Below are 25,809 nucleotides of genomic sequence, written 5' to 3'. Positions count from 1 at the left end.
CCGCTGGGATGGTCCCTCCACCGTGATAGTCTGGATCACGAAAGGGACGACGGACGGCCGATTCTGGATCCAGCGGCTGTCGCGGCTGAAGCGGGAGCGGCTGGTGAAGAAGTTCGAGAAGATGACGCGGGGGTGGGTGAGCGTGCCGGCGAACATCAGGCTTGTTTGAAACCGCGCCGGCTGCTCGATGTGGAGAAATCACACCACCTTGATATGATCAGACCGGTCGGCCCTGTCGGGAGGGAGACGAATGAATTATTCCGGTCGCTGCGCCTGCGGCGCGGTGTGTTACACCATCGCGGCCGCACCGATCCGTGGCTTTCAATGCCAGTGCAGCGACTGTCAGCGCGACACCGGAAGCGGCCACAGCTCCGTCTTCGTGTTCGCGCGCAACGCAGTCTCGGTGACAGGCGAGGTGCGCGAGATCGCACGCACTGCCGACAGCGGCGCAGTCAAGCGCAAGGGGTTTTGTCCGAACTGCGGCTCGCCGATCTACAACAAGCCGGAGGAGAAGCCGGACTACATCGGCATCTATGTCGGCACGCTGGACGATGCCAGCACGTTCAAGCCATCCGTCGTGCTGTTCTGCTCCCGCGGGTACGCCTGGGATCACCTCGATCCCGAGATTCTCAAACTGCCGGAATGGCATCCGGGATCGCGCTGATTTCTCGCAGATTGGGGGACAGCAAATGGGGATGAGCTTCGAGCTGTCGATGCTGGCAGCCGCGATCGTCTGGGGCTTCGTTCAGCTTGTCGCCGCCGCGCAAGCCGCAAACCTGCAGTACGGCCTCAGATGGGCTGCGAGCCCGCGCGACATCGAGATGCCGCCGCTCAAGCCCCTCCCCGGCCGCCTCAACCGAAATTTCCGCAACTACATGGAGACGTTTCCGTTCTTCGCCGCCGCGATCCTCATCTCTCACTCCGCAGGCGTTCACAATGAGCTGACTTATTGGGGATCGATCGCCTATCTTGGCGGACGCATCGCCTACACCGCGCTTTACGTATCCGGCATACCGCTCGTCCGCTCGCTGTTCTGGAATATCGCCAGCTTCGGCATGCTTGCTGTTCTGGCAGCGCCTTTCGTGCCTCACTGAAGTGAGCAAATCTGATCATGACCATCCGCCCGATTGTCCGCTATCCCGAGCGCCGCCTTGGGATCCCGGCGCAGCCCGTCGCCGAATTCGACGACGGGCTGCGCGAGGCTGAACGGGACGCGGTGGCGGCTTTGCCACTTTGTCGTTTCGGACGCGAACAGCGACGCCGCGGCAGCAGCGATCCCGCTACTGGCGCCGGTTATGATGATCGTCTTGTTTGCAAGTTCCACGGCGAGACTCTCCTGATGTCAAAAGCAGCCGAACAAGACATCAGGCATCTGCCAGACCGCCACCCGTTTCCTGAATCGCACGCGGGATGCCCTCCCACTTGAAGCGCGATCGTCTGATCAAGCGGTTTGAGAAGATGTCGCAGGGATGCAACGTCGGCGAGAGACCGGTTCGTTTCAACCCGCACCAGCCGGCGCCACGGCGTCGGTGCTGGCCCGAGGACGTGCCAGAAGACTAAATGCGGCGACGTGCGTGATCATCAGCAGCGGTACGTAAATGATCGGGATCGCATAGGCGGCGCCCAGCCACCCGGCGTGCTCGGGAAGGCCGACCTGGATGGCGTTGTAATAGTTCGTGACGAGGTCGACCGTTCCTACGACATTGAAGGCGGCCACGAACGGCCAGAACAGCAGGCGCACCCTCACTGTGAGAAGCGCCAACATGGCCAGCACCGCGGTTGCAAAGTCGCCCCAGGCGGCGAACACCGCAAAGCCGGCCGGCAGGTCCGGACTGACGACACCGGGAAGGATGAAGACCAGCCCGAAGAAGCGGAAGCTGTGCAGCGTGGCGATGGCGCGGTGCGCCTCAACCCTGTCCATCGCCTTGAGCCACGGCCAGACATACGCGCCGAAGCAAAGCAGCCAGGCGACATAACCCAGGACGAGGTGTATCCGGAAGAGAGTTTCCGTAGCCATTTTGGTCTCCGATCAAGTCACGACGTCGAGCCACGTTCCGGCTCCGGCTTATCGCACATCGCCTTTGGTGGGCCTGAGCGCGCGCCTCGCCCTTCGAGACGACCGCTCCGCGATCTCCTCAGGATGAGGCTAAGCAACATGGGCGCACACTGAAACTACTGCCGCGCACTCCATCCTCATCCTGAGGTGCCCGCAAAAGCGGGCGTCTCGAAGGATATACCGCAGCGAACCGTCGGCGGCTCCGACGGTGCAGTTGGCGCAAGCACAGGCGCGTCCCATTTGCGGGCGCTCAGGGATTGCCCATGAGCAGGCGAAGCGGGAGAAGCGGACCGACCGCGATGTACGCGTGGTCCATCAGGTCCTGCTTGGCCAATGGAAGGCCTTCCATGATCGTCGTCGCTTCGGCAACATCGCTCGCTGCAAGCAAAAGGATGACGCCGCGACCATCGCTGCGCGAATACCACTCGCGGACCTTGCCGCTGAGATAGAGCTGCACGGTCTGCCGGATTTCGGCCGGCATGATGGTCATGACTTGTTCGCGGGTGACGCCAGGCTTCACGGTCAGGATGACCATCACCCCGGTGGTTACGGGCGAGGTGGCTTGTGCTTGTGCTTGCGCAAGGGATTGATGGGCCATGGAAACGACTCCTATGAGAGTTAGGGTGACTGCCAGCGCGACGTTACGCACGGCTTTGATCCGGCTTGTTTGCTCGATCACGGCGATCACCTTTGCTTCGAGATCACGAAGGCGTTGCGAACGTTGGGCTCGGCATCGGCAACGCGCCTGATTTGTGCTTCGGTTGTAAGACCGCTTTCCGCGAGCGACTATTCGCGATAATGTCGACGGGTCATGAAGCGCAACTTCACAGTCCGGCGGGGCGCACTCGACGGTGTCGAGGCGTTCCTGAGCGTTGCCCGGCACCGCAGCTTCCGCAAAGCGGCGGCGGAGCTCGGCGTGACGCCATCGGCGATGAGCCAGGCGGTACGAGCGCTCGAACTTCGTGTCGGCGCCGCCCTTTTCATCCGCACCACGCGCAATGTCGGCCTGAGCGAAGCCGGCGAACGATTCCACGCGCGGGCGCGGCCCGCTTTCGAGGAGCTTGTCGCCGCAAGCGATGTCGCCCGCGACCTCGGGCAGCGGCCCTCCGGACTATTGCGCCTCACGGTGCCGCGGGCGGTGGTGCCGATCCTGCTGGAGCCGCTGATCGCATCCTTCTCCAAGGCCTATCCGGAGGTCGAGGTGGAGATCGCCGTCAGCGAGGGGCTGGTCGACCTCGCCGCCGGCGGATTCGACGCCGGCGTCCGGATGGGCCAGTTCATCGCGCCCGACATGATCGCGGTGCGGCTGGCGCCGCCGTTTCCGTTCGTGGTCGTCGGCAGCCCCAAATATCTGCGCCGGCGCGGCACGCCCCAGCAGATCGACGATCTGCGCCAGCATGCCTGCATCCGGATTCGCCGCTCGAACGGGACGATCGCACCGTGGTCCTTCGTCAGCGGCAACAAGCCGATCGATGCGATCGTTGCAGGGCCGCTCATCGCCTACGACTTCCCGACCATGCTCGGTGCCGCCCTCGAAGGCATGGGACTTGCGCAAGTGCCCTCGCCGATCGCGACCGGGCCTGTGAAGGCGGGAAAACTCTTGCAGGTTTTGCAGCCGTTCGCGCCGATGACGCCGGGCGTGTTTCTCTACTATCCCAGCCGCCACCAGATGATGCCGAAACTGCGCGCCTTCGTCGATCACGTGAAGCGCCGCTCGGACACCAGCCATGATGCCCGACTTCAACCGGACGACAGGCGGGCACGCGGCACGAGGAAGCGCTGAGGGCGCGTATTGTGGAGCCTGCGTTTCTTGCGATCGGAAGGACAGGCCGCCGTCGGAGGGCGCTATTTCAGCGGCAAGAAAACGTCCGCGACCGTCTCATGCTCCGGCACCTCCGGAAAGAAGCTCAGCCGCTGACAATAGATCGGGAAGTCGCGTGCTTCCTCGCCGCTGGCCGGAAGCCAGTCGCGATAAAGATAGAGCGCGGCGGGCTCCAGATTGTCGGTGTAGCCGACGACGCGCAGCACCGCGCAGCGTCCGCCGGGGATCTCGCCGGCTTTGATCTCTTCGCCGTTCGCCTCGATCGGCCGGTCGGTCCCGACGCAGAGATCCGTGCTGTACTTGGCCGGCGACGCAGGACGCCGCTCGGACCGCCAGACATTGAAGGTCGGACTTGTGCTGGGGTGCAGGCCAGCTGCCTTGCGCCACGCGATGAACCGCCGGATGGTGGCACCGAGCGTCGCCGGGTCGCCCCGATGCTCCATGATCGCCACCCTCGTGGCGGGCACGTCCCGTATCGTCACGTCGTCACTTGTAAAAGTCTTCATGAGCTTGCACCTCGCATTGTCGAGAGGCCCGAAGGCCGCAAGCCACGGCTCCCAGTCGGGAGAGTTGCGGAACGACCTCGGCGATTGCCCGAACCGTTGCCGAAAGGCGCGGGCGAAGGCGTCCGGTGCGTCGTAACCGGCATCCATCGCGATGTCCGTGACGCTTTGGGCGCCTGTGTAGGCCAGCAGGTAGGAAGCACGCTTCATACGGGCCAGCTGGACATAGCGATGCACGGACAGCCCGAAGGTCGCCGTGAACTGCCGATGGAAATGAAACCTCGAGAACGCCGCAACACCGCTCACCGTTTCCAGGTCCAGATCATCGTCGAGATGCCGGTCAATGTGTTCCAGCACCCGCCGCATCCGGGCCTGATAGTTTTGCAGCGCCGCCTTCATCGTCGTATCCTTCGTGGCGGCTTCATCTAGCCGCTGACGGCCATCACGTGCTCGACCGATCTTGCGGTTCTCACCCGCCGCCCATCAGCTCCTTCGCCAGCGACATGTAGGCCGGCAGCGTCACCGGATCATTGGCGGCGTTGCCCGCCACGGGGTGCGAGGCGTAGCGGGCGATCACCATTTCGGCCTTGGGATCGATGTAGATGCCCTGGCCATACACGCCGCGCGCCATATAGGCGCCGTGGGGATTGTGCGTGACCCACCATTGATTGCGGTAGGAGGCCCCTGGCAGCGTGGTGTAGCCGGCCGGCTTGAACTTTTCGGGATCGCCGCCGCGCGCGATGTCCTCGACCACGGATGACGGCACGATCTGGCGGCCGTTGAAACGGCCGTGATGGCGCATGGTCTCGCCGAAGCGGGCGAGATCGCGCAACGTGGTGGAGAGCCCACCGCCACCGCTTTCGGTGCCGATGCGGTCGACGTGATAATGCGCGTCCTCCTCCGCGCCGATTCGAGTCCAGATCCGCTCGGAGAGCAGGTCGGACAGCGTCATGCCGCTGGCGCGCCGGCAGATCCAAGCGAGCACGTCGGTGTTGACGGTCTTGTAGGCGAAGGCCTTGCCGTGCTCGCCCTGCTTCTTCTGCGCCATGAGAAAATCGAAGATGGTGGTCGGGCCGTCATAGCCCGGCTCGATCGGCGCCATGCCGTTGGCGCGCCGCAAGCCCCACACGGCGGAATTCTTGTCGGTGTAGATCTCGGTGTATGCAAGGCCTGTGGTCATATCCATGACCTCGTGCACGCGCGCATCGCCGAAGCCGCTCGGCTTCAGCTCCGGCACATAGTCGGTGACGGGCGCCTGCGGATCGATTTTGCCCTCGGTGACCAGCATGCCGGCCAGCACGCCGGTGAACGACTTCGTCACCGACATCGCGATGTGCGGCTTGTGCGGCTTCAACGCGCCGAAATAGCGCTCATAGATCAGCTTGCCCCGATGCAGCACGGCGATGCCGTCGGTGTAGGTTTCCTCCAGCATGGTCGCGAACGTCATGGGGCGGCCGTCCATCGTGATCGAGGCGACCGCGCCGATGTCATGGTCCTCCTGCGGCAGTACCGACGCCGGCCCTGCCCCGCGCCACACGTTCACGGTCGGCACCAGCTGGCGGATGTTGCTCCAGGCCCAGCGCAGCTCGGGGAAACTGCGGAACGAGCCATTCTGGAAGGCGATGGTGCGGTCGGGGGCTGGAGGAAAGCCGCGCATCCAGCCGAGGGTTTCGGGGTCGGTTTCGGTGGCGGTGGGTGGGAGGCTGGACATAAACTCGGGCTCCGAAGAAAACGACGCGACGTCGTATCACGGGACCACGTGGCCCACATCCAGCGTTTCTGCCGGGGTGCTCCGATGATCAGGACGTTGGCCGGAAGTTGGACTTGCGCAGCTTTGCACTATACCGCGTCGACTTCGGCAAGCCCTCGCATGAGGTTCGGCGTCGACCAGGTCGCGACGCCGGTCCCCGCAAAGTCGCGGTCCGTCGTCCAAACGTCAGCCTCGACGCTCCAGGCCAGCGCCAGCACGTGCGCATCGCGCACCGATCCGTTGCGGCCCGGCATCGCGTCGCGAAGGGCCTCTTCGCATCGGGCAAGAACAGGCTCCAGTGCGGCGACGGGAACGACCGTGAGCACCTCCGCGAGATCGTCAAGGACGCCGAGCAGCTCGGGGCGCTTCAATGCGAGCTCAATGCGCCGGCGCGCCTCCTGGACGACACGATCGGTCGTAACCAGGATCGCACTCGTGGTGGCCATCAGGATCGCGCCAGAACTTCGACCGCGAACCGCGGCGATCAGAATGGCCGCGTCGACGACGATCGTCGTCGCTGGCTGTCTCACGGCTTCGACTTGCGGGACTTGCCGCGCTTGCCCGTCAGGGCGTTCACGGCCGCGACCGACCAATCGACCGGATCGACATCGCCGAATGCCGCCAGCGCCGCGTCGTCCGCGCGCGCATCGCGGCCCTTGGCCAGCGCCGTCGCCCGCTTCAACACGGCGGCAAGGCGATCCGGATCAGCCGACTTGAGAGGAATAAGCAGCCCCACGGTCCGCTCGCCCGATTTCACGGCCGTCGGCCCCGGCAACGCGCCGATGGCTTCGCCGGAAATCTTCTGGAGATCGCGGATGCTGATGTGCGTCATGAAGATTACATGCGTCTATATGTAAATGATTGCAAGGTTTACATCGGTCGCTGGCCGCATGGGAGTTGAGTGCACTTGGGAGTTGAGTGCACTGTCACCGTAATTCCCCAGGATTTGTTCAGGAAGGAGCAGTAATCGATCCACCACCGTGTGATCGACGCCGAGAACCGGTCGCGCGCTAACTTCTTCGAGCAGCGCGCGACCGAATATTTGAAGGCCACAAGGTCGCGAGGGTTGGGTGGGCCTGACGGCGTATGTCAATGACGAGGTCCAGCGTCATGCGCGCGTTCGGATTAGCTCTCGGGATCTCGAAAGTGAGGAGTCAGAAGCCTCGCGCGCCGTTTCGCCCTATGGGCCCCCACAAGGGTCCTACTTGAAGCATGGGGAGTTTTATGCACTGTAATTCCTCCCGCTACCTCCGAACGGACTTGGCGGCTAAGCTGTCATCGCGCCGTCGACTGACGGCGCGATGTGGACGGATGGATTCGTGATATTTCCGCCGACGACGTCAATATAGGCGTGTGGTGATTACGCCTCCGGCCAATCCCCCGCGAGCGGCGCATAAGGTCAAGTGACTGCCGGCGTCTCAATCTTCAAGCGCGCCCGGATGGCATCGATCTTTGGTTCGAGCAACGTGCGATTTTTCTCGACGTAGATCGAACTCAGGCCGCGTCGTACGACAATCTCAGAAATGAAACCTAGTCTTTCTCCAAGTTTAGCGAAATAAAGGTGCGGATCCGTCGTATCAATTAAGACCAACTTGATTGCTGAGACAATCGCATCTTGCTTCACGGACGGACATTGACACCGCTGCTGGATGAAAGCCGACATTCCATCTGCATTATCGTGAATAAAACCGAAGACGATCGACTCTGGTGTGCCATCAGGCAACTCGATTACGTTGTCATTAGGTTCGACGAGCGGAGGATTGTCGCCATCGATGACTGCAACTGCTGGCACAACGACGGTAGGATTGGCGTTGTGGTGCTTAGAGCCGCCATGCTCGTTGTGCCTTCTCGAAGCGCCTTATCTCCTTTTCGTCGAGCAGCCCCTCGAGCGCCGCAACAAGGAACTCCAACTCCTTTTCCGCGAGGTCAGCCAAGTGGAAAGCGTAACGATTCATTTCGCGCTGGTTGAGAAGCGTGTCCTCGATGCGAAATTCGCCGCCATCTGCTCCGAGCGCACTTCCTTCGATGCTATCAATTACCTCCGCCTCGTCCTTCACTTGACGAGCGTTTCTGTCGGAAATCTCCTTCTTTAAATCTCGCAACGCCTGCAGAGAGATATTGTCACCTTTCATATCCTTCTGAAGCTTAGCAAGCCTCTCGAAGTCCTGAATATCGTCTCTCGTTGACTGCCCTTCCCACCATCTCTTTGAGATGTAGCCCCCGACGCTGAGTACTGCCCCCACTACGGCTCCCAACCCGACCAATAAGAATTGATCCATAGCGGTGCTCATTCGACGTCGGGGGCAGGCTCAAGGCAGGAAGGACACAACGATGCTCGGATGACACGACACCAAATCAGCGGATGCGGATAAACTGCCCTACTCCCACTCAATCGTCCCAGGCGGCTTGCTGGTCACGTCGTACACCACCCGGTTCACGCCCTTCACCTCGTTGATGATGCGCGTTGCGGTCTCGCCTAGAAACTTCATGTCGAACTGGTAGAAGTCTGCGGTCATGCCGTCGGTGGAGGTGACGGCGCGCAGGCCGACCACGAAGTCGTAGGTGCGGCCGTCGCCCATGACGCCCACCGTCTTCACCGGAAGCAGCACGGCAAAGGCCTGCCAGATTTCGTCGTAGAGGCCGTGCTTGCGGATCTGATCGATGTAGACGGCGTCGGCCTTGCGCAGGATGTCGAGCTTGTCCTTCGTGATCTCGCCGGGACAGCGGATGGCAAGGCCCGGGCCAGGGAACGGATGGCGGCCGACGAAGATTTCGGGCAGGCCGAGCTCGCGCCCGAGCTTGCGGACCTCGTCCTTGAACAGCTCGCGCAAGGGCTCGACCAGCTTCATGTTCATGCGCTCGGGCAGACCGCCCACATTGTGGTGCGACTTGATCGTCACCGAGGGGCCGCCGGTGAAGGAGACGCTCTCGATGACGTCAGGATAGAGCGTGCCCTGCGCGAGGAAATCGGCGCCGCCGATCTTCTTGGCCTCCGCCTCGAACACCTCGATGAAGAGGCGGCCGATGGTCTTGCGCTTGGTTTCGGGATCGGTGACGCCTTCGAGCTCGCCCAAAAATTGCTTCGAAGCATCCACGTGCACGAGCGGGATGTTGTAGTGGTGGCGGAACAGATCGACCACCGTCTTGGCTTCATCGAGGCGGAGCATGCCGTGGTCGACGAACACGCAGGTGAGCTGGTCGCCGATGGCTTCGTGAATCAACACGGCCGCGACCGCAGAATCGACGCCGCCGGACAGGCCGCAGAGCACCTTTCCCTTGCCGACCTGGGCGCGGATCTTCTGGATCTCCTCCTCGCGGAAGGCGCGCATGGTCCAGTCGCCGGAGAGGCCTGCGATCTTGCGCACGAAATTGCGGATCAGTTTTGCGCCGTCGGGCGTGTGCACCACTTCGGGGTGGAACATCAGGCCGTAATATTTGCGCGTCTCGTCCTGAATGATCGCGAACGGCGCGTTCGGCGAGGTGCCGGCGACGGAAAAGCCCGGCGGCATTTTGGTGATGCGATCGCCATGGCTCATCCAGACCTGGTTCTTGCCTCCGAGCGACCAGACGTCCTCGAACAGCTTGCTCTCTGCCTTCACCTCGACATCGGCGCGGCCGAATTCGCGGTGATGGCCGCCCTCGACGGTGCCGCCGAGCTGCTCCGCCATGGTCATCTGGCCGTAGCAGATGCCCATCACCGGCACCCCTGATGCGAAGATCAACTGCGGCGCGCGGGGCGAGCCGGCCTCATGCACCGACTCCGGCCCGCCGGAGAGGATCACCGCTTTCGGCTTCATCTCCAGAAAAGCCTGTTCGGCCTTGTTGAACGGGACGATCTCGCAATAGACGCCGTCCTCGCGGACGCGGCGCGCGATCAGCTGCGTCACCTGGCTGCCGAAATCGACGATGAGAATCTTGTCATGCGCCGAGGCCACCGAGGGCGTCGACGCGGAGCGGTCGTGCTGTGCTGCTGTCATGGCAAGCAAATACGCGACCATGCCCCGGGCCGCAACCGCGCGCCGACGCGCGCCCACATTCTTCTTTGGGCATGGACAAACGGATATAGGTAAGTATTATTGACATAATATGCCGCGCAGCGCCGATCAGGGAGGATGCCATGCCACAGCACCATCAGCCATCAGAGCTCGCCGCGCTCGGCCGGACCTGGGTCGAGGCCTGGAATGCGCGCGATCTCGAACGCGTGCTCACGCTCTACGACGAAGCCGCCGAGATGACCTCGGACCGCATTCCCATGATGGGGTTCGACGCCAGCGGCACCGTGCGCGGCAAGGACGCGCTTCGCGCCTATTGGGGCAAGGCGCTCGGGCTGTTGCCGGAGCTGCATTTCACAGTGATCGATGTGTTCGTCAGCCCCGACAGCGTGGTGGTGCATTACGAGAACGAGCGTGGAAAAAGGATTTGCGAGTATCTGCGGGTGAATGCCGCCGGGCTGATCGTGCAGGGATCGGCCAACCATTTGCCGCATTGAGGGCTCGTTGTAGTATGGGGATCGCCGCCTCACCCACCGCGCGAAAGCGGGGAATCCAGTACGCCGCGGCTTCTCCGCATCATATCGCCGCCTCTGGAATACTGGATCGCCCGCTCCAGTGCGCAAGTGCGCACAAGGCGGGCGATGACAGCGAGTGGAGGCACGTCCGTGCCTCAAACAGCCAAGCAATCCAGACTGGGGCGAACGGGTACGGTAACAACACGCACGCTAGCACCGACACAGGACCACCGCCATGAAACTCCCAGCCTCCCCCTTCACCGTCACCGACTGGAGCAAGGTGGAACCGACGCTGCATCCCGGCGAGACCGGGCAAGCCAAATGGCGCACGCTGAACATCGGCGACCTGCGCATGCGGATGGTGGAGTATTCGCCCGGTTACCTCGCCGATCACTGGTGCGACCGCGGCCACGTGCTCTACGTGCTCCAGGGCGAGCTCGACAGCGAGTTGCGCGACGGGCGCAAGTTCAAGCTGACGGCGGGAATGAGCTACCAGGTCTCGGACTTCGGGGACGCCGCGCATCGCTCCTCGACGGCCGTGGGCGCGACGCTGTTCATCGTGGATTGAGGGCCTTGGGCGGGCCTTTGTGCACCGCAAAATAGCAAAGTCCGGGGGACTCGCGACGAGCGCGTGCCGTCTTGAAGTTGCCCCAATAATTCGCTAGATTGTGATCATCGATCCTTGGCCGAACGACTGGGCCGCTCCGCCTCATTTCCAATGGGTGAGCACGTTTCAGGTATTTCTCCAAAATCGACCAAACGGGACGACGGGCGCAAATCATTGCGCACTAGTCCCCCTGAATGCATCCTCAATGAAGGGAAATGACTATGGCAATGGGCACAGTGAAGTGGTTCAACAACCAAAAGGGTTTTGGTTTCATCCAGCCGGACAACGGCGACAAGGACGTTTTCGTCCACATCAGCGCAGTTGAGCGCGCTGGTCTGAGCACCCTCAACGAGGGTCAGAAGGTTTCCTTCGACATCGTCGCGGACCGCCGCAGCGGCAAGTCCTCGGCTGACAACCTCCGCGCCGGCTAGTCCGCCGCGCACCTCGCAGTCTGACCGCGGACGTACCGGCCAGATCGCAGGAATCTCGAAGCCCCGTCACCGGCCTCCGGTGGCGGGGTTTTCGTTTGGGCAGGATGGTGTTGTCTCGGCGACGGGCGCGACGCTGTTCGTGAGGTCGTCATTCCGGGGCGCCCGGAGGGCGAGCTATGATGCGCAATGCGCATCATAGTTCGATGCTTTGCATCGCCCCGGAATGACGGCTCGTGATCAGCCGGCCTTCTTCAGCACCGACACGAAGAACCCGTCCGTGCCGGTCCGGCGCGGGGTCATCAGCCAGCCCTCGTCCGAGCGAAGCGCGGCTTGCGCGAAATCCTCGGCCTTGTCCCACAGCACGCTGGCGGTCTGCTCGGGCGGGACAACGGCAAACTCGGGATGGCGCGCGACGAATGCCCTCACCTGCTCGCCATTCTCCTCAGGCAGCACCGAGCAGGTGATGTAGGCGATGCGGCCGCCCGGCTTCACCAGCGGCACGGCGCGCTCCAGCACCTCGGCTTGGTCCTTGAGACGGATCTCCAGCGCGCCCGGGCGTATGCGCCATTTGGCGTCGGGGTTGCGGCGCCAGGTTCCGGTTCCCGTGCAGGGGGCGTCGATGACGACGAGATCGGCCGAGGCATGGATGTCCTGGAGCGGATCGGCCTCGCCCTTGGGCGTGCGGACATCGGCATTGTGGACGCCGGCGCGCGACAGCCGCTCGTGGATCGGCGCCAACTGCCGCTTGTCGCTGTCGGTCGCGATCAGCCGGCCCTTGCCCTGCATCATGGCGGCGAGCGCCAGGGTCTTGCCGCCGGCCCCCGCACAGAGATCGATCACCTGCTCGCCCGGTTTTGCCGCGGTGAGACTGGCCGCAAGCTGCGATCCCTCATCCTGCACTTCAACGCCGCCCTTGATGAAATCCTCTTCGGCCTGGATGCCGGGATTGCGCGCATCGGCCGAAAGCGCGATGCGCAGGCCGGTTGCCGACCACGGTGTCGGTTCCGCATGAAGATGAGCAAGCGCCCGCAGCACCTTGTCGCGATTGGATTTTAGGGTGTTGACGCGCAAATCGAGCGGGGCCCGGCTCGCCATTGCGGCGGCCTCCGCCGCGCGGTCCTCGCCGAACGCTTTGGCCAGATACGGATCGAGCCACTCCGGATAGTCGCCGGCGATCGCGGCGGGCGCGTTCTTCAGGGAGCGCGAGGCGAGCGCCGCCTGCTCGGCCTCCGTCAGCGGCGCCGGCGCGAACCGGCTGCCGTCGAACAATGCGGCCATAGTCGCCGCGTCCATGTTGCGCTCGAGGCGGAGCATGCCGATCAGCCGCGCCCGCGCGGTGTCGGCATCCATCAGGAACGCGCTCGAGGCGTAGCGGCGCAGCACGTCCCAGACCAGACCCGCAATGGCGGCGCGGTCGCCGGAGCCGGCGAAGCGGTGCGCGGTGCCCCACTCCTTCAGCGCCTTGGCCGCGGGCACGCGGTCTTTTTCGATGGTGTCGATCAGCTCGATGGCCGCGGACAGCCGGGCAGCGGGGGTCATTTCAAATCTTTCAGGTCAGGATTGGTTGTTTTTGCGCATGATCTTGTCGGAAAACCGGTATCCACTTTTCCGGATCATGCGCGCGCCTAGATCAGCAACAGCATCTTCAGCGCGAAGTAGATCCACATCGCCAGCAGCACAAGCACACCCGCAGCAACACCATTTGAACGGACATCGGAATCTTCGGCGGGACCGCCGCAGCGTCCATTAGCCACCACCGTTGCCGCTGACAATCAACGAGTTGAACCGGCGTTCCCGCTCAAGCGACCAACTGCCGATAGTTAAAGCGATTTCGGCTCCCGCGAGCCCGGCGAGATGGCGCCATGACCACCAATCTGATCAGCCTCCTCATCGAGTCGCCCGACGGCCGGCTCGGTATCCTGATGTCGGCGCTATCAGGCATCGCGGCCGCATTGGCGGTGGCGCTGGCGATGACGGTCTATTTCCGCATGAGCTATCGGACCTGGCGCGACGTCGTCAGGCATGGCCTCGCCGCCACGTCCGCCGCCGTCCTGTTCGTCTTTGTCGCCTACGACACCCGCCACGCCGCGCTGGCCTATCTCGGCCTCAACCCGTCCAAACCCGCGGTCGAGTTCGAGATCCGCATGCCCAGGGAGACCCTGACGGCGGCGTCGGATACCCAGATCGAGCTGCACACCGACCGCAACCAGACGCTGGCGCTGGTCGACGGCGTGAGTGACCTTGCCGACGGACGCGCTCTGTTGCGCGGCGCCGTGGCGCTCAACCACCGCACCGCGGACCGGGTGCTGGTCGTGAGCCTGCCCGGCAAAGGCACGTTCGAATTCCGCCTCCGCCTGCCCGCCGAGCCGCACCGCTCCGAGCAGTTCGGGCCCTGGCATCTCGCCGACCGCGTCGCCTCGCCGCTGGCGGGCAGCCTCGCGCCGCAGGACGCCTATACGATCCGCTACCGCGTGTTTTAAACTTTGTTCATTGCGATGCATGCCTGCGCCGTCATCGTTCCGACGCGCGACGACGGGTATGCTGATCCCATGTCCGAATTTCGCCTGACGCAGATTTCCGACACCCATCTCGGCCGGCGCTTTCCCGGCCTGATCGCCAACTTCCACCGCGTCAGCGAGCATATCGACGCTGATCGGCCCGATCTCGTCGTCAACACCGGCGATGTTTCCTTCGACGGGCCGACCAGCCGCGACGATGTCGAGTTTGCCAAGAGCCTGCACGACGCGCTGCCGGTCGCCTGCCGTTACCTGCCGGGCAATCACGACATCGGCGACAATCCCACCGCGATCGGGCCGGCACCCAAGCCGCCGGTCAGCGAGACGCACCGCGAACAATTCTGCGCCCTGATCGGCGAAGACCATTGGTCATTCGAGGCCGCGGGCTGGCGCTTCATCGGCCTCAACTCGCTGGTGATGAATTCGGGGCTTGCCTTCGAGGCCGAGCAGTTCGACTGGTTGGCGTCGGAAATCTCGCGCGCGAGCTGCAGGCCGGTCGCGCTGTTCCTGCACAAGCCGCTGTTTCTCGACCGGCCCGACGATGCCGAAACGCCGGACACCTCGATCCGGTACGTGCCGCAGCCGGCACGTGCGCGCCTGATCGAGATGTTTTCCCGCGTCGAGCTGCGCCTCATCGCCAGCGGTCACGTGCACCAGCGGCGCGACTTCACGTTCCGCCATACCCGGCACATCTGGGCGCCATCGGCCGGCTTCGTCATCAACGACAAGCGCCAGGACCGCGTCGCGATCAAGGAAACCGGTGTCGTCGAGTACCGCTTCCAGCCCGACCGTCTCGAGGTCCGCCACGTCCGGGCGCCCGGCCAGGTCGATGTCGATATTGAGGAACTCCTCGCGCAGATGGGCGCGCAGTAGCGACGATCGTCAGGCAACGCTCTTGAGGTCCTGCTGGATCGCGGCAAGCAGGGATTGCAGCGCCTCGCTGGTCACCGGCTTGGCCGCGCCGGAAGCAGGCCGATCATTGGGCGGCTTGGCCGCCCTGAGCGGACGTCTCGGAAATGGCGACGGAAGCGTGAGCATCGCGGATTGCGCGATGGCGCTCTCATAGTCGGCATGAACGAACTTGCCATGAATGACGTCGTCGCGACGCCCCATGACGAACATGATCGCCCAATAACCGGCGGCCAACAGCATGACGCAGAAAACACTGATCTCTAACATCGCAACACCCAAAATATGCGCGATGATTCAATGCCTTCGCTCAGCCGTCAATGAACCGCCGGTCACACCTGCGGCTTTTGCCGGCAGGTGTGGCCGATCGGTCACTCTTTGTTAACCATCTCCGGCCCCGAGAGTGGCGCCGTTGCAACCAGGCCTTGCAGCTAAGCCTTGTCCGGCCCGACCCGGACCAACTGCTTGCCGAAATTGGCGCCCTTGAGGAGCCCGATGAAGGCGCCGGGCGCGCTCTCCAGGCCCTCGGTGACGAACTCCTTGTACTTCACTCGGCCGTCGCGGACCCAGGCCGACATGTCGCGCAGGAAGTCGCCATGGCGGGCGGCGAAGTCGGAGACGATGAAGCCGCGGAAGGTCAGCCGCTTGGTCAGGATCGCGCGCATCATGGACGCGGCCCATTTCGGCGGCTTGGCCTCGGTGTCGTTGTAATGGGCGATCAGGCCGCACACCGGCACGCGCGCGAACGGATTGAGCAGCGGGAACACCGCCTCGAACACGGCGCCGCCGACGTTCTCGAAATAGACGTCGATACCCCCAGGGCAGGCGTCCTTCAGCTTCGCCGCCAGATCGGGATCGCGGTGATCGAGGCAGGCATCGAAGCCGAGCTCCTTCACGACGAAGTCGCATTTGTCCTTGCCGCCGGCGATGCCGATCGCGCGTGCGCCCTTGATCCTGGCGATCTGGCCCACGGCCGAGCCGACCGCTCCCGAGGCGCCGGCGACGACGACTGTCTCGCCTTGTTGCGGCTTGCCGATGTCGAGCAGGCCCGTATACGCCGTCATGCCGGGCATTCCGAGCACGCCGACAGCCGTCGAGATCGGCGCGAGCTTCGGATCGACCTTGGCAAGCCCCTTGCCGTCGGAGATCGCATGCGTCTGCCAGCCCGCGCGCGAGAGCACGATGTCGCCCTTGGCGAAGTTCGGATTGTTGGAGGCCGCGACCTCGCAGACCGTGCCGGCTTCCATCACCCCGTTCACGGGCACCGGCGTCGCATAAGACGGACCTTCGCTCATGCGCCCGCGCATATAGGGATCGAGCGACAGCCAGATCGTGCGCAGCAGGACTTCACCCTGCCCCGGCGTCGGGATCGCGAATTCCTCGATGCGGAAATCGGACGGCTTTGGCTCGCCGACGGGACGCGCGGCGAGAACGATGCGCTTGCCTTGGGACATGATGGCTTCCTCCAATTTTCTGTCGTTGCGAGCGAAGCGAAGCAATCCAGTCTCGTCAACACAAAAGGACTGGATTGCTTCGTCGCAAGAGCTCCTCGCAATGACGAGTTCGTGGCGCGCGCGAACCGCATACTCACTGTCATCGCCTGCCTTGTGCGCACTTGCGCACTGGGGCGGGCGATCCAGTATTCCAGAGACAGTAGTGATCAAGCCGAGAAGCCGCAGCGTACTGGATTCCCCGCCTTCGCGGGGAATGACAGCGGAATATGGCAAGCGCGCCAAATCCAGCGCGCAGCCGAACGCAGCCAACTAACCCCCACCCGGATAGTTCGGGGCTTCGCGCGTGATGGTCACGTCGTGGACGTGGCTTTCGCGCAGGCCTGCGCCGGTGATGCGGACGAACTGCGCCTTGGAATGCAGCTCGCTGAGGTCGCGCGCGCCGACATAGCCCATCGCGGCGCGAAGGCCGCCGGCGAGCTGGTGCATGACGTTGCCGACCGGGCCCTTGTAGGGCACCTGGCCCTCGATGCCTTCGGGCACGAGCTTGAGCGTGTCCTTGATGTCCTGCTGGAAGTAGCGGTCGGCCGAGCCGCGCGCCATCGCGCCGACGGAGCCCATACCGCGATAGGCCTTGTAGGAGCGGCCCTGCCACAAGAACACTTCACCGGGCGTCTCGTCGGTGCCGGCCAGCAACGAGCCGACCATGGCAATGTCGGCGCCGGCGGCAAGCGCCTTGGCCAGGTCGCCGGAGAACTTGATGCCGCCGTCGGCGATGACGGGGATGTTCGACTTCTTCGCCGCTTCCACCGCGTCCATGATCGCGGTGAGCTGCGGCACGCCGACGCCGGCGACGATGCGCGTGGTGCAGATCGAACCCGGGCCGATGCCGACCTTGATGCAGTCGGCGCCCGAATCGATCAGCGCCTGGGTGCCCTCCGCAGTCGCGACGTTGCCGGCGACGACCTGCACCGAGTTGGACAGGCGCTTGATGCGGTTCACGGCGTGAAGCACGTGGCGGGAATGGCCGTGCGCGGTGTCGACGACGACGAGATCGACGCCGGCATCGATCAGCCGTTCGGTGCGCTCGAAGCCAGTATCGCCGACGGTGGTGGCGGCGGCAACCCGCAGGCGGCCCTGCGCGTCCTTGCAGGCGAGCGGATGGGCGACCGCCTTCTCCATGTCCTTGACGGTGATCAGGCCGACGCAGCGATACTGGTCGTCGACGACGAGCAGCTTTTCGATGCGGTGATGATGCAGCATCCGCCTCGCTTCGTCCTGGCTGACATTCTCACGGACCGTGACGAGGTTTTCGTGCGTCATCAGTTCGGAGATTTTTTGCTGACGATTGGTCGCAAACCGGACGTCGCGGTTGGTGAGGATGCCGACCAGCTTGCCCGGCGTGGACTTGCCTGCGCCGGTGACGACGGGAATGCCGGAGATGCCGTGATCGCTCATCAGCTTGAGCGCATCGTCGAGCGTGGCGTCAGGGCTGATGGTGAGCGGGTTCACCACCATGCCCGACTCGTATCGCTTGACCTGCCGGACCTGGGCGGCCTGCCCCTCGGGGTCGAAATTGCGATGGATGACACCGATGCCGCCGGCCTGCGCCATGGCGATGGCCATGCGCGCCTCGGTCACAGTGTCCATGGCGGAGGCCATGATCGGAATGTTGAGCGGGATGGCGCGGGTGACGCGGGAGCGGATGTCGACCTCGCCCGGCATGACGTCGGACAGGCCCGGCTTCAACAGCACGTCATCGAACGTAAAGGCTTCGCGGATGCCTTGTTGCACCGTGGCCATGTGCCAACTCCTTCCTGCGGCCTTGCCGCAAATAGCTATGGATGAGCGCCGCCCTCGGCGTACCTTGCGGCAGCGCCGTCGAATCGGAGCCCATCAGTGGGGTTGACGCGGGTCGATAGCACGGCCGGGTGACGAATCAAAGCAATTCGGACCGCTGGCCAGCCATGCACAGGCTTTTTAGGCTAATTCAGCGCGCATAGCCCGTGCGCGACCCACCCGCCGTCATTCCGGGGCGCGACCAAGTCGCGAGCCCGGGATCTATCCCAAAGCGGTCTCTCGGCCCAATGGATTCCGGGCTCGCGCCAAGGAGGCGCGCTCCGGAATGACGAAGGGCGAGAGGTGTCACACCGTCGTTGCGCAGGATTTAGGTGCCATGCGCTGATCCGCAATGGTCCCCGCTCGGTGGCGGTGATAAGCCGCAATTCCACCCGTCCTGCCAATTTCAATTACCAATCCGTCATGATCGACAAGCAACGCGTCATTCCGCTGATCGTGGCCACCGCCCTGTTCATGGAAAACATGGACTCGACGGTGATCGCCACCTCGCTGCCGGCGATCGCGGCCGACATCGGCACCAGTCCGCTGACGCTCAAGCTCGCGATCACCTCCTATTTGCTGTCGCTCGCGGTGTTCATTCCGGCGAGCGGCTGGACTGCCGACCGCTTTGGTGCGCGCATGGTGTTTGCGATCGCTGTCGGGGTGTTCATGGTCGGCTCGGTCGGCTGCGCGCTCTCGACCTCGGTCCCCGATTTCGTGTTCGCGCGCATCCTCCAGGGAATGGGCGGGGCGATGATGACGCCGGTCGGACGCCTCGTGCTGTTGCGCTCGGTCAACAAGAGCGCGCTGGTCAACGCGATGGCCTGGGTGACGGTCCCTGCCCTGATCGGTCCCGTGATCGGGCCGCCGCTCGGCGGCTTCATCACCACCTACGCGTCGTGGCACTGGATCTTCCTGATCAACATCCCGATCGGGCTGCTCGGCATCTTCATGGCCTTGCGCTTCATCGATCCCATCAAGAGCGAGGAACGCGAGCCGTTCGATCTCTACGGCATGGTGCTCGCCGGAATCGGGCTCGCCGGCATTGCGTTCGGGCTGTCGGTTGCCGGCCTCAATCTGCTGCCGTGGAGCACCGTCGTCGCGCTTGTCGTCGGCGGATCGATCTCGATGACGCTGTATGTGCTGCACGCAAGGCGCACGGGATCGCCGGTGCTGGACTTTTCGCTGCTGAAGCTGCCGACGCTGCGCGCGGCCATTTTCGGCGGCTTCATGTTCCGGCTCGGCATCGGCGCGCTGCCGTTCCTGCTGCCGCTGCTGATGCAGATCGGCTTCGGCCTGTCGCCGTTCAAGTCCGGCCTCGTCACGTTCGGCTCGTCGCTCGGCGCCATGGGCATGAAGGCGCTGGCCGCGCGCATCATCCGCGCCTTCGGCTTTCGCAATCTGATGACGATGAATGCCATCATCAGCGCGGTTTTCCTCGCCGCCTGTGCGCTGTTCACGGTGACGACACCGCTGCTCATCATCATGATCATCCTGGTGGTCGGCGGCTTCTTCCGTTCGCTCGAGTTCACCGCGATCAACACGGTCGCCTATGCCGAGGTCGAGACCGCGCAGATGAGCCGCGCCACCACGCTCGTCAGCGTCAACCAGCAGCTGGCGGTCTCGGCCGGCGTCGCCGTCGGCGCCGCCTCGGTGGAGACGACGATGTGGCTCAGCCATGTCAGCGAACTCAACGCCACCGTATTCGCGCCGGCCTTCATCGTGGTCGCGCTGACCTCGGCGGCATCGAGCTGGTTCTTCTGGCAGATGCCCGACGATGCCGGCCACGAGATCTCCGGCCGCAAGGTCACCGAAATCTCCAGCCGCAAGGGCGCCGACAAGGGCGCGGCGAAGGCGGCCGTCAAGGCGGCGACCGAGGATACGCAGGACGCGCGGGACCAAAGGCTGGGGTGATCTCTCTTCTCGTCATTGCGAGCGAGGCGAAGCAATCCAGACTGCATCCGCGGAGACAGCCTGGATTGCTTCGTCGCAAGGGCTCCTCGCAATGACGGAGTTTACGGCTACGTCTTCGCTTCGCCCCGAAACCCGGTCGCGAGCACGTAGCGCTCGGACGAATCCTGCCGGCTGGCAGCCGGCTTGACGTGGCGCACGGTGGCGAAATCGCGCTTGAGCTGGGCGAGCAGATCGGCGTCGGCGCCGCTCTGGAACGTCTTGGCGAGGAACGTCCCGCCGGGCTTGAGCACGTCGCAGGCGAAGGCCGCGGCGGTCTCGATCAGGCCGACGATGCGGAGCTGGTCGGTCTTGCGATGGCCAGTGGTGTTGGCGGCCATGTCGGACATCACGACGTCGGCGCCGCCACCGAGCATGGCGTTGAGCTTGTCCGGCGCGTCGTTCTCCATGAAGTCGAGCTGCGCGAAGTCGACGCCGGCGATCTCCGGCATATCCAACAGGTCGATCGCCACGACCTTGCCCTTGCCGTCGACCGAGCCGACGCGCTTGGCCGCGATCTGGCTCCAGCCGCCGGGCGCAGCGCCAAGGTCGACCACGGCCATGCCGGGCTTCAGCAGGCGAAACTTGTCGTCGATCTCCAAAAGCTTGAACGCGGCGCGCGAGCGATAGCCCAGCGCTTTCGCCTTCACGACATAGGGATCGTTGAGCTGCCGCTCCAGCCAGAGCTTTGACGACAGTTTGCGCTTGCCGCCCGTCTTGACCTGGACATGCAAGCGGCCGGTGGTGTCCTTGGCCATCACCAGCTCCTGAGCGCGCCGTCCTCGCGCATCATCTCGACCAGCATGCCTTCGCGCAGGCCCCGGTCAGCGACGCGCAGGCGCGGCAGCGGAAAGGCGCGGCGGATCGCATCGAGAATGGCGCAGCCGGCCAGCACGAGATCGGCGCGCTCGGCGCTGATGCAGTTGTTGGCTGCGCGCTCCTCGTAGCTCATGCCGAGCAGCTTGCTGATAGTCGCGGTGACGTCGGCATCGTTCATCCAGATGCTGTCGATGCGGCGGCGATCGTAGCGCGCGAGGTTGAGATGAATGCCGGCGAGCGTCGTCACCGTGCCGGACGTGCCGAGCAGATGCATGTCGGTGAGATCGCGGCCGTGCTCCTGCGCAAACGGCGCCACGTGGCGTGCCACCTCCTGCTGCATCTGCGCGTAGATTTCCGGCGTGACGTCGCGGCCGCCGAACTGCTCGGCCAGCGTCACGACACCGAAAGGAATCGACATCCACGCCTTGATGCGCGGCTCCGGGTTCTCGCCGGCGGGATCGCGCTCGATCCGCACCAGCTCGGTCGACCCGCCGCCGATGTCGAACAGGATGGCGCCGCGTCCCCTGGGATGGACCAGCGGCGAGCAGCCGAGCACGGCGAGCGCGGCCTCGGTCTCGCGGTCGATCACCTCGAGCTCGATGCCGGTCTCGGCCGAGACGCGGCTGCGAAAGCCTTCCGCATTCGAAGCCGCGCGGCAGGCTTCGGTGGCGATCAGCCGCAAGCGCCGCGCTTTGCGCAGGTTGATCTTGTCGCGGCAGATGCTGAGCGCAACGATGGCGCGCTCGATCGCGGCCTCGCTGATGCAGCCGGTCGCCGAGACGCCCTCGCCGAGCCGGATGATGCGCGAGAACGAATCGACCACCCGAAAGCCGTCGCTGGTCGGACAGGCGATCAGGAGCCGGCAATTGTTGGTGCCGAGGTCCAGCGCCGCGTAGACGCCGGTTCCCGGCGCTTGCGCGGGGACGGCCGGTTCAGCGGCGAATGCCACCGCCGCCATCGACCCCTCCAGCTCACCGTGCGGCACAAGGCCGTCGCGGAGCCGCGTGTGGTCATTCATACAAACTGTCTTTCCGCGGCCGGTGAGGCCGATCTGGAATTGCTTTTTCGCCTGAAACATTAGCAGCGCGGCAGGTCTGCGCAACAACGCATCACATAGGACCATGCCCATTCGTGCGTTGTCGTGAACGGGTCCGTGGGCTATTTGGAGGGATCCGGTCCTTCAGGCGCCCACAAACCGCGCAATCGCCGGCTTTTCAGGTCAATCCCATGCAAGAACACACCAAATCGTCTACGCTCGAAAACGCTATTGCACTGCAAAAATACGGCGTCGGGCAGCCGGTCCGCCGCAAGGAGGATGACACGCTGGTGCGCGGCAAGGGCCGCTACACCGACGATTTCAACCTGCCCGAGCAGGCTCATGCCGTAGTCGTCCGCTCGACCCATGCCCATGGCGTCATTCGCGGCATCAACACCGACGCCGCCAAGGCGCTGCCGGGCGTGCTGGGGGTGTGGACCGGCACCGACCTCGATGCCGCCGGCTATGGCCCCTTCACCTGCGGCCTGCCGCTGAAGAGCCGTGACGGCTCGCCCCTGCTCCAGACCAACCGCCAGCCGCTGGCGACCGACAAGGTCCGCTTCGTCGGCGATCCCATCGCCTTCGTGGTGGCGGAGACGCTGGCCCAGGCGCGCGATGCGGCGGAGGCGGTCGAAGTCGACATCGACCCGCTGCCGGCGGTGACCGATCCCGAGGAAGCCGCCAAGCCGGGCGCGCCGCAGCTCTACGAGCACATCCCGAACAATGTCGCGCTTGACTATCACTATGGCGACACGGACAAGGTCAACGCCTCCTTCGCCAGCGCCGCCCATGTGACCAGGCTCGACATCGAGAACACCCGCGTCGCCGTCGTCTCGATGGAACCGCGCGTCGGGCTTGCCTCCTATGACAAGAAGGCCGAGCGCTACACCCTCCAGGTGCCGACGCAGGGGGTGGCGGGCAACCGCGCCAATCTCGCCAAGAACCTGAAGGTACCGAACGAGAAGGTGCGCATTCTCACCGCCAATGTCGGCGGCTCCTTCGGCATGAAGAACATCAACTATCCCGAATACATGTGCATCCTGTACGCGGCGAAGGCGCTCGGCCGCCCGGTGAAGTGGCTCGACGAGCGCTCGACCAGCTTCCTCTCCGACAGCCACGGCCGCGCGCAAAAGATCCATGCCGAGCTCGCGCTCGACGCCGAGGGGCACTTCCTCGCCGCCAAGCTCTCGGGCTACGGCAATCTCGGCGCCTACATCACCGGCGTCGCACCGGGACCGCTCTCGCTCAACACCGGCAAGAATTTTTCCAGCGTGTATCGCACGCCGCTGATGGCGGTCGACATCAAGACGGTGCTGACCAACACGACGTTGATGGGCGCCTATCGCGGCGCCGGACGGCCCGAGGCGAACTACTACATGGAGCGGCTGATCGACCGCGCCGCCGACGAGATGGGCATCAACCGTCTGACCTTGCGCAAGCGCAACTTCATCAAGCCGAACCAGATGCCGTTCCCGGCCTCCTCCGGCGTCACCTATGACAGCGGCGACTTCCAGGCGGTGTTCAACAAGGCGCTCGAAGTCTCCGACCACGAGAATTTCGCCAAGCGCAAGAAGGAGAGCAAGAAGGCCGGCAAGCTGCGCGGCATCGCGGTCGGCTCTTATCTCGAGGTCACCGCGCCGCCGAGCCCCGAGCTCGGCAAGATCGTGTTCGATGCTGACGGCTCCGTGCAGCTCATCACCGGGACGCTCGATTACGGCCAGGGCCACGCCACGCCGTTCGCACAGGTGCTGTGCGCGCAGCTCGGAATCCCCTTCGAGAGCGTCAAGCTGGTTCAGGGCGACAGCGACATCGTGCACACCGGCAGCGGCACCGGCGGCTCGCGCTCGATCACTGCGACCGGCATGGCGATCGTAGAGGCCTCGAAGCTCGTGATCGAGAAGGGCAAGCGCGCCGCGGCGCACATGCTGGAAGCGTCCGAGGTCGACATCGAATTCGAAGGCGGCAGCTTCACCATCGCCGGAACCGACCGCAGCATCGACATCATGGAGCTGGCCAAACGCCTGCATGACGGCAAGGTGCCGGAGGGCGTTCCCGACACGCTCGACGTCGACCACACCAGCGAGCCGGTGCCCTCCGCCTTTCCGAACGGCTGCCACGTCGCCGAGGTCGAGATCGATCCCGACACCGGCGTGGTGCAGATCGTGCGCTACAGCGCCGTCAACGATTTCGGCACGGTGATCAACCCGATGCTGGTCGCGGGCCAGCTCCATGGCGGCGTCGTCCAGGGCATCGGCCAGGCGCTGATGGAGCAGGTTCGTTACGACGAGAGCGGCCAGCCGATCACGGGCTCGCTGATGGACTACGCGCTGCCGCGTGCGGAGGACGCTCCCAACATGACGGTCGGCGACCACCCGGTGCCGGCCAAGAGCAATCCGCTCGGCAGCAAGGGCTGCGGCGAAGCCGGCTGTGCCGGCAGCATGTCGACAGTCGTGAATGCGGTGCTCGATGCCCTCTCCGACTACGGTATCAAGCACATCGACATGCCGCTGACGCCGGAGCGGGTCTGGCGGGCGATCCAGGATGCGAAGGGGAAGGCGGCGTAAGGGGCGCTCTCTTCCGCCTCCGCACTCTTACTGTCATCGCCCGCGAAGGCGGGCGATCCAGTATTCCGAGAAGTTAGTGATTGACCGATGGGCCGTGGCGTACTGGATTCCCCGCCTTCGCGGGGAATGACAGCGAATGTGAGGACGCGCTGTACCTCTTCCCCTACGCCGCTGCCTGCTCGCGCGGCTGGTAGATCGCGATGTGCTGGCAGTGCGCGAGCGGTGTCGTGCCGTTACTGACGACGAGTGCGTCGAGCTCGACGAAACGGTGGCCCTTCTTCTCATAGTTCGCTGTCACCTTGGCTCGTGCAATGATCTCGTCACCGGCGCGCGCGGCTGACAGAAGCTGCATGCGGCTGCCGACATGGATCCACGGGCCCAGAACGGTGTTGTCCACCAGCACCCGGTTCATGACCCGCTGGATCAGGCCGGGATGGCCAAGCCCCTCGCGCGCGAAGATCGGATCGGTTTCCCGGATGTCGGCGAGATAGTCAGCGGCCGCCTGACCAATCCACCGGCGGGGCTCGGTGCCAAGCCATTTGCCTGTCTCGAACGTCGCCGGGCTGACCGGCTTGCGCTCGGCTGCGGCCGGCACCTCGACATAATCGTTCAACGAGAACGCGGGCACAGTCGCCGGCAACGAGGCCGCTCCCGTGGCGCACAGCTCGCCGCGACTGAACGCCTCGATCGTCAGCACGTCGTTGTGCTCGGTCGCATCGACATCCGCGGTCTCACCGTCATAGACCGGCTTGATGAAGCGCGCCTCGACCAGCCCGCGCGCAAGGAATTCGCGGCCCCAGCGCGCCACCGGCACGTGCATCATATAGGCGAATACATCGACGCCCGGGACCAGCCCGCCGGAAAAGCCGAAGCGGCGCGCCACCGTGTCGTCATGCATCTTGTTTTCGGATTGCTTGGCGGTGTTGTGGGCCTTGACGCGGTAGGTTTCGAGCCGGTTCGGCATGGGGTTTTCCCTGAATTCTTGTTGTTTCGGCGTCGATCGTAGGCCGCCGGGAACCACGGTCAATCCCCCTCGCCTTTGCAGCCCG

The 25,809-nt window shown here is 64.3% G+C and carries 28 protein-coding genes and 1 pseudogene; 12 read left to right on the top strand and 17 right to left on the bottom strand.

All coding sequences use genetic code 11. The features are described 5' to 3' along the window. The first annotated feature begins 22 nt into the window (after positions 1-22). The 4 genes and pseudogenes from GWG65_RS19885 to GWG65_RS19870 all read left to right on the top strand — a co-directional run. A complete protein-coding gene (locus GWG65_RS19885) occupies positions 23-169 on the top strand; it encodes a hypothetical protein (RefSeq protein WP_275197248.1) in 147 nt (48 codons plus the stop codon). Between the two features lie 81 nt (positions 170-250). Continuing rightward, a complete protein-coding gene (locus GWG65_RS19880) occupies positions 251-664 on the top strand; it encodes a GFA family protein (protein WP_275197219.1) in 414 nt (137 codons plus the stop codon). Positions 665-695: 31 nt separating this feature from the next. Beyond that, the gene (locus tag GWG65_RS19875; RefSeq protein WP_275197218.1) at positions 696-1,094 is read left to right on the top strand and encodes an MAPEG family protein; all 399 of its coding nucleotides are present in this window, start codon (positions 696-698) and stop codon (positions 1,092-1,094) included. 17 nt (positions 1,095-1,111) lie between these two features. Continuing rightward, positions 1,112-1,201: pseudogene (locus GWG65_RS19870) on the top strand (peptide deformylase); the annotation flags it as partial. Positions 1,202-1,498: 297 nt separating this feature from the next. Here GWG65_RS19870 and GWG65_RS19865 read toward each other — a convergent pair. After that, positions 1,499-2,017 carry a hypothetical protein gene (locus tag GWG65_RS19865; protein ID WP_275197217.1) on the bottom strand — a complete coding sequence of 173 codons (519 nt, stop codon included), beginning with the start codon at positions 2,015-2,017 and terminating at the stop codon, positions 1,499-1,501. A gap of 289 nt (positions 2,018-2,306) precedes the next feature. Next, on the bottom strand, positions 2,307-2,744 hold the full coding sequence (locus GWG65_RS19860) for a hypothetical protein (RefSeq protein ID WP_275197216.1): 438 nt from the start codon (positions 2,742-2,744) through the stop codon (positions 2,307-2,309). A 123-nt stretch (positions 2,745-2,867) separates the two neighbouring features. Between GWG65_RS19860 and GWG65_RS19855 the strand changes: the two genes are divergently transcribed. Further along, positions 2,868-3,839 carry a LysR family transcriptional regulator gene (locus GWG65_RS19855; RefSeq protein ID WP_275197215.1) on the top strand — a complete coding sequence of 324 codons (972 nt, stop codon included), beginning with the start codon at positions 2,868-2,870 and terminating at the stop codon, positions 3,837-3,839. Positions 3,840-3,901: 62 nt separating this feature from the next. Here the strand turns inward: GWG65_RS19855 and GWG65_RS19850 are convergent, their stop codons facing one another. The 7 genes from GWG65_RS19850 to guaA form a co-directional block, all read right to left on the bottom strand. Next, positions 3,902-4,780 (bottom strand): AraC family transcriptional regulator, encoded by an 879-nt coding sequence (locus tag GWG65_RS19850; RefSeq protein WP_275197214.1) that lies wholly within the window; start codon positions 4,778-4,780, stop codon positions 3,902-3,904. A gap of 70 nt (positions 4,781-4,850) precedes the next feature. Continuing rightward, positions 4,851-6,092, bottom strand: a complete 1,242-nt coding sequence (locus GWG65_RS19845; protein WP_275197213.1) for a serine hydrolase — start codon at positions 6,090-6,092, stop codon at positions 4,851-4,853. 128 nt (positions 6,093-6,220) lie between these two features. Beyond that, the gene (locus GWG65_RS19840) at positions 6,221-6,661 is read right to left on the bottom strand and encodes a PIN domain-containing protein (protein WP_275197212.1); all 441 of its coding nucleotides are present in this window, start codon (positions 6,659-6,661) and stop codon (positions 6,221-6,223) included. Continuing rightward, on the bottom strand, positions 6,658-6,963 hold the full coding sequence (locus GWG65_RS19835) for a hypothetical protein (protein WP_275197211.1): 306 nt from the start codon (positions 6,961-6,963) through the stop codon (positions 6,658-6,660). The genes GWG65_RS19840 and GWG65_RS19835 overlap by 4 nt, the downstream gene beginning before the upstream one ends. A gap of 567 nt (positions 6,964-7,530) precedes the next feature. Further along, a complete protein-coding gene (locus GWG65_RS19830) occupies positions 7,531-7,923 on the bottom strand; it encodes a hypothetical protein (RefSeq protein WP_275197210.1) in 393 nt (130 codons plus the stop codon). A 28-nt stretch (positions 7,924-7,951) separates the two neighbouring features. Continuing rightward, on the bottom strand, positions 7,952-8,410 hold the full coding sequence (locus tag GWG65_RS19825; RefSeq protein WP_275197209.1) for a hypothetical protein: 459 nt from the start codon (positions 8,408-8,410) through the stop codon (positions 7,952-7,954). A 99-nt stretch (positions 8,411-8,509) separates the two neighbouring features. Next, a complete protein-coding gene (guaA, locus tag GWG65_RS19820) occupies positions 8,510-10,108 on the bottom strand; it encodes a glutamine-hydrolyzing GMP synthase (protein WP_275197244.1) in 1,599 nt (532 codons plus the stop codon). Positions 10,109-10,248: 140 nt separating this feature from the next. Here guaA and GWG65_RS19815 point away from each other — a divergent pair, with 140 nt between their 5' ends. From GWG65_RS19815 to GWG65_RS19805, 3 genes are all read left to right on the top strand, one after another. Then, positions 10,249-10,620: a nuclear transport factor 2 family protein gene (locus GWG65_RS19815; RefSeq protein ID WP_275197208.1), complete on the top strand. Its 372-nt coding sequence runs from the start codon at positions 10,249-10,251 to the stop codon at positions 10,618-10,620. Positions 10,621-10,873: 253 nt separating this feature from the next. Then, the gene (locus tag GWG65_RS19810) at positions 10,874-11,206 is read left to right on the top strand and encodes a DHCW motif cupin fold protein (RefSeq protein ID WP_275197207.1); all 333 of its coding nucleotides are present in this window, start codon (positions 10,874-10,876) and stop codon (positions 11,204-11,206) included. A 260-nt stretch (positions 11,207-11,466) separates the two neighbouring features. Next, entirely contained in the window at positions 11,467-11,676 is a 210-nt protein-coding gene (locus tag GWG65_RS19805) for a cold-shock protein (RefSeq protein WP_045000506.1), read from the top strand. 237 nt (positions 11,677-11,913) lie between these two features. Here GWG65_RS19805 and GWG65_RS19800 read toward each other — a convergent pair whose 3' ends face one another. Beyond that, the gene (locus GWG65_RS19800) at positions 11,914-13,215 is read right to left on the bottom strand and encodes an RsmB/NOP family class I SAM-dependent RNA methyltransferase (RefSeq protein ID WP_275197206.1); all 1,302 of its coding nucleotides are present in this window, start codon (positions 13,213-13,215) and stop codon (positions 11,914-11,916) included. Between the two features lie 86 nt (positions 13,216-13,301). Further along, the gene (locus GWG65_RS19795; RefSeq protein ID WP_275197205.1) at positions 13,302-13,430 is read right to left on the bottom strand and encodes a hypothetical protein; all 129 of its coding nucleotides are present in this window, start codon (positions 13,428-13,430) and stop codon (positions 13,302-13,304) included. Positions 13,431-13,538: 108 nt separating this feature from the next. Here GWG65_RS19795 and GWG65_RS19790 point away from each other — a divergent pair, with 108 nt between their 5' ends. Next, positions 13,539-14,156 carry an acriflavin resistance protein gene (locus GWG65_RS19790; protein WP_275197204.1) on the top strand — a complete coding sequence of 206 codons (618 nt, stop codon included), beginning with the start codon at positions 13,539-13,541 and terminating at the stop codon, positions 14,154-14,156. Positions 14,157-14,225: 69 nt separating this feature from the next. Further along, positions 14,226-15,065 carry a metallophosphoesterase gene (locus tag GWG65_RS19785; RefSeq protein ID WP_275197203.1) on the top strand — a complete coding sequence of 280 codons (840 nt, stop codon included), beginning with the start codon at positions 14,226-14,228 and terminating at the stop codon, positions 15,063-15,065. Between the two features lie 9 nt (positions 15,066-15,074). Here GWG65_RS19785 and GWG65_RS19780 read toward each other — a convergent pair whose 3' ends face one another. From GWG65_RS19780 to guaB, 3 genes are all read right to left on the bottom strand, one after another. Continuing rightward, a complete protein-coding gene (locus GWG65_RS19780; RefSeq protein ID WP_275197202.1) occupies positions 15,075-15,371 on the bottom strand; it encodes a hypothetical protein in 297 nt (98 codons plus the stop codon). 161 nt (positions 15,372-15,532) lie between these two features. After that, the gene (locus tag GWG65_RS19775; protein WP_275197201.1) at positions 15,533-16,555 is read right to left on the bottom strand and encodes an NADP-dependent oxidoreductase; all 1,023 of its coding nucleotides are present in this window, start codon (positions 16,553-16,555) and stop codon (positions 15,533-15,535) included. 309 nt (positions 16,556-16,864) lie between these two features. Next, positions 16,865-18,355: an IMP dehydrogenase gene (gene guaB, locus GWG65_RS19770; protein WP_247386614.1), complete on the bottom strand. Its 1,491-nt coding sequence runs from the start codon at positions 18,353-18,355 to the stop codon at positions 16,865-16,867. A gap of 459 nt (positions 18,356-18,814) precedes the next feature. Here guaB and GWG65_RS19765 point away from each other — a divergent pair, with 459 nt between their 5' ends. Then, a complete protein-coding gene (locus GWG65_RS19765) occupies positions 18,815-20,305 on the top strand; it encodes an MFS transporter (RefSeq protein ID WP_275197200.1) in 1,491 nt (496 codons plus the stop codon). Between the two features lie 107 nt (positions 20,306-20,412). On the opposite strand, the gene GWG65_RS19760 is transcribed toward GWG65_RS19765, so the two are convergent. Beyond that, entirely contained in the window at positions 20,413-21,099 is a 687-nt protein-coding gene (locus GWG65_RS19760; RefSeq protein ID WP_275197199.1) for an RlmE family RNA methyltransferase, read from the bottom strand. After that, the gene (locus GWG65_RS19755) at positions 21,099-22,178 is read right to left on the bottom strand and encodes a Ppx/GppA phosphatase family protein (RefSeq protein ID WP_275197198.1); all 1,080 of its coding nucleotides are present in this window, start codon (positions 22,176-22,178) and stop codon (positions 21,099-21,101) included. Before GWG65_RS19755 ends, GWG65_RS19760 begins: the two co-directional genes overlap by 1 nt. Positions 22,179-22,387: 209 nt before the next feature. On the opposite strand from GWG65_RS19755, the gene GWG65_RS19750 reads away from it, so the two are divergent. After that, a complete protein-coding gene (locus GWG65_RS19750; protein WP_275197197.1) occupies positions 22,388-24,760 on the top strand; it encodes a xanthine dehydrogenase family protein molybdopterin-binding subunit in 2,373 nt (790 codons plus the stop codon). Between the two features lie 163 nt (positions 24,761-24,923). Here GWG65_RS19750 and GWG65_RS19745 read toward each other — a convergent pair whose 3' ends face one another. Next, positions 24,924-25,724 (bottom strand): hypothetical protein, encoded by an 801-nt coding sequence (locus GWG65_RS19745; RefSeq protein ID WP_275197196.1) that lies wholly within the window; start codon positions 25,722-25,724, stop codon positions 24,924-24,926. Positions 25,725-25,809 lie beyond the last annotated feature (85 nt).

The sequence above is a fragment of the Bradyrhizobium sp. CSA207 genome (assembly GCF_029051685.1).
Classification (GTDB): domain Bacteria; phylum Pseudomonadota; class Alphaproteobacteria; order Rhizobiales; family Xanthobacteraceae; genus Bradyrhizobium.
This window is presented reverse-complemented; position numbering and strand designations above follow the sequence as displayed.

Bases quoted from the DNA above. Each gene is read 5' to 3' on its own strand.
- GWG65_RS19780 (WP_275197202.1), bottom strand. From the start codon at position 15,371: ATGTTAGAGATCAGTGTTTTCTGCGTCATGCTGTTGGCCGCCGGTTAT.
- GWG65_RS19855 (WP_275197215.1), top strand. From the start codon at position 2,868: ATGAAGCGCAACTTCACAGTCCGGCGGGGCGCACTCGACGGTGTCGAG.
- guaB (WP_247386614.1), bottom strand. From the start codon at position 18,355: ATGGCCACGGTGCAACAAGGCATCCGCGAAGCCTTTACGTTCGATGAC.
- GWG65_RS19810 (WP_275197207.1), top strand. From the start codon at position 10,874: ATGAAACTCCCAGCCTCCCCCTTCACCGTCACCGACTGGAGCAAGGTG.
- GWG65_RS19875 (WP_275197218.1), top strand. From the start codon at position 696: ATGAGCTTCGAGCTGTCGATGCTGGCAGCCGCGATCGTCTGGGGCTTC.
- GWG65_RS19790 (WP_275197204.1), top strand. From the start codon at position 13,539: ATGACCACCAATCTGATCAGCCTCCTCATCGAGTCGCCCGACGGCCGG.
- GWG65_RS19765 (WP_275197200.1), top strand. From the start codon at position 18,815: ATGATCGACAAGCAACGCGTCATTCCGCTGATCGTGGCCACCGCCCTG.
- GWG65_RS19800 (WP_275197206.1), bottom strand. From the start codon at position 13,215: ATGACCCCCGCTGCCCGGCTGTCCGCGGCCATCGAGCTGATCGACACC.
- GWG65_RS19755 (WP_275197198.1), bottom strand. From the start codon at position 22,178: ATGAATGACCACACGCGGCTCCGCGACGGCCTTGTGCCGCACGGTGAG.
- GWG65_RS19745 (WP_275197196.1), bottom strand. From the start codon at position 25,724: ATGCCGAACCGGCTCGAAACCTACCGCGTCAAGGCCCACAACACCGCC.
- GWG65_RS19880 (WP_275197219.1), top strand. From the start codon at position 251: ATGAATTATTCCGGTCGCTGCGCCTGCGGCGCGGTGTGTTACACCATC.
- GWG65_RS19850 (WP_275197214.1), bottom strand. From the start codon at position 4,780: ATGAAGGCGGCGCTGCAAAACTATCAGGCCCGGATGCGGCGGGTGCTG.
- GWG65_RS19825 (WP_275197209.1), bottom strand. From the start codon at position 8,410: ATGGATCAATTCTTATTGGTCGGGTTGGGAGCCGTAGTGGGGGCAGTA.
- GWG65_RS19785 (WP_275197203.1), top strand. From the start codon at position 14,226: ATGTCCGAATTTCGCCTGACGCAGATTTCCGACACCCATCTCGGCCGG.
- GWG65_RS19760 (WP_275197199.1), bottom strand. From the start codon at position 21,099: ATGGCCAAGGACACCACCGGCCGCTTGCATGTCCAGGTCAAGACGGGC.
- GWG65_RS19805 (WP_045000506.1), top strand. From the start codon at position 11,467: ATGGCAATGGGCACAGTGAAGTGGTTCAACAACCAAAAGGGTTTTGGT.
- GWG65_RS19835 (WP_275197211.1), bottom strand. From the start codon at position 6,963: ATGACGCACATCAGCATCCGCGATCTCCAGAAGATTTCCGGCGAAGCC.
- GWG65_RS19815 (WP_275197208.1), top strand. From the start codon at position 10,249: ATGCCACAGCACCATCAGCCATCAGAGCTCGCCGCGCTCGGCCGGACC.
- GWG65_RS19865 (WP_275197217.1), bottom strand. From the start codon at position 2,017: ATGGCTACGGAAACTCTCTTCCGGATACACCTCGTCCTGGGTTATGTC.
- GWG65_RS19775 (WP_275197201.1), bottom strand. From the start codon at position 16,555: ATGTCCCAAGGCAAGCGCATCGTTCTCGCCGCGCGTCCCGTCGGCGAG.
- GWG65_RS19845 (WP_275197213.1), bottom strand. From the start codon at position 6,092: ATGTCCAGCCTCCCACCCACCGCCACCGAAACCGACCCCGAAACCCTC.
- GWG65_RS19750 (WP_275197197.1), top strand. From the start codon at position 22,388: ATGCAAGAACACACCAAATCGTCTACGCTCGAAAACGCTATTGCACTG.
- guaA (WP_275197244.1), bottom strand. From the start codon at position 10,108: ATGACAGCAGCACAGCACGACCGCTCCGCGTCGACGCCCTCGGTGGCC.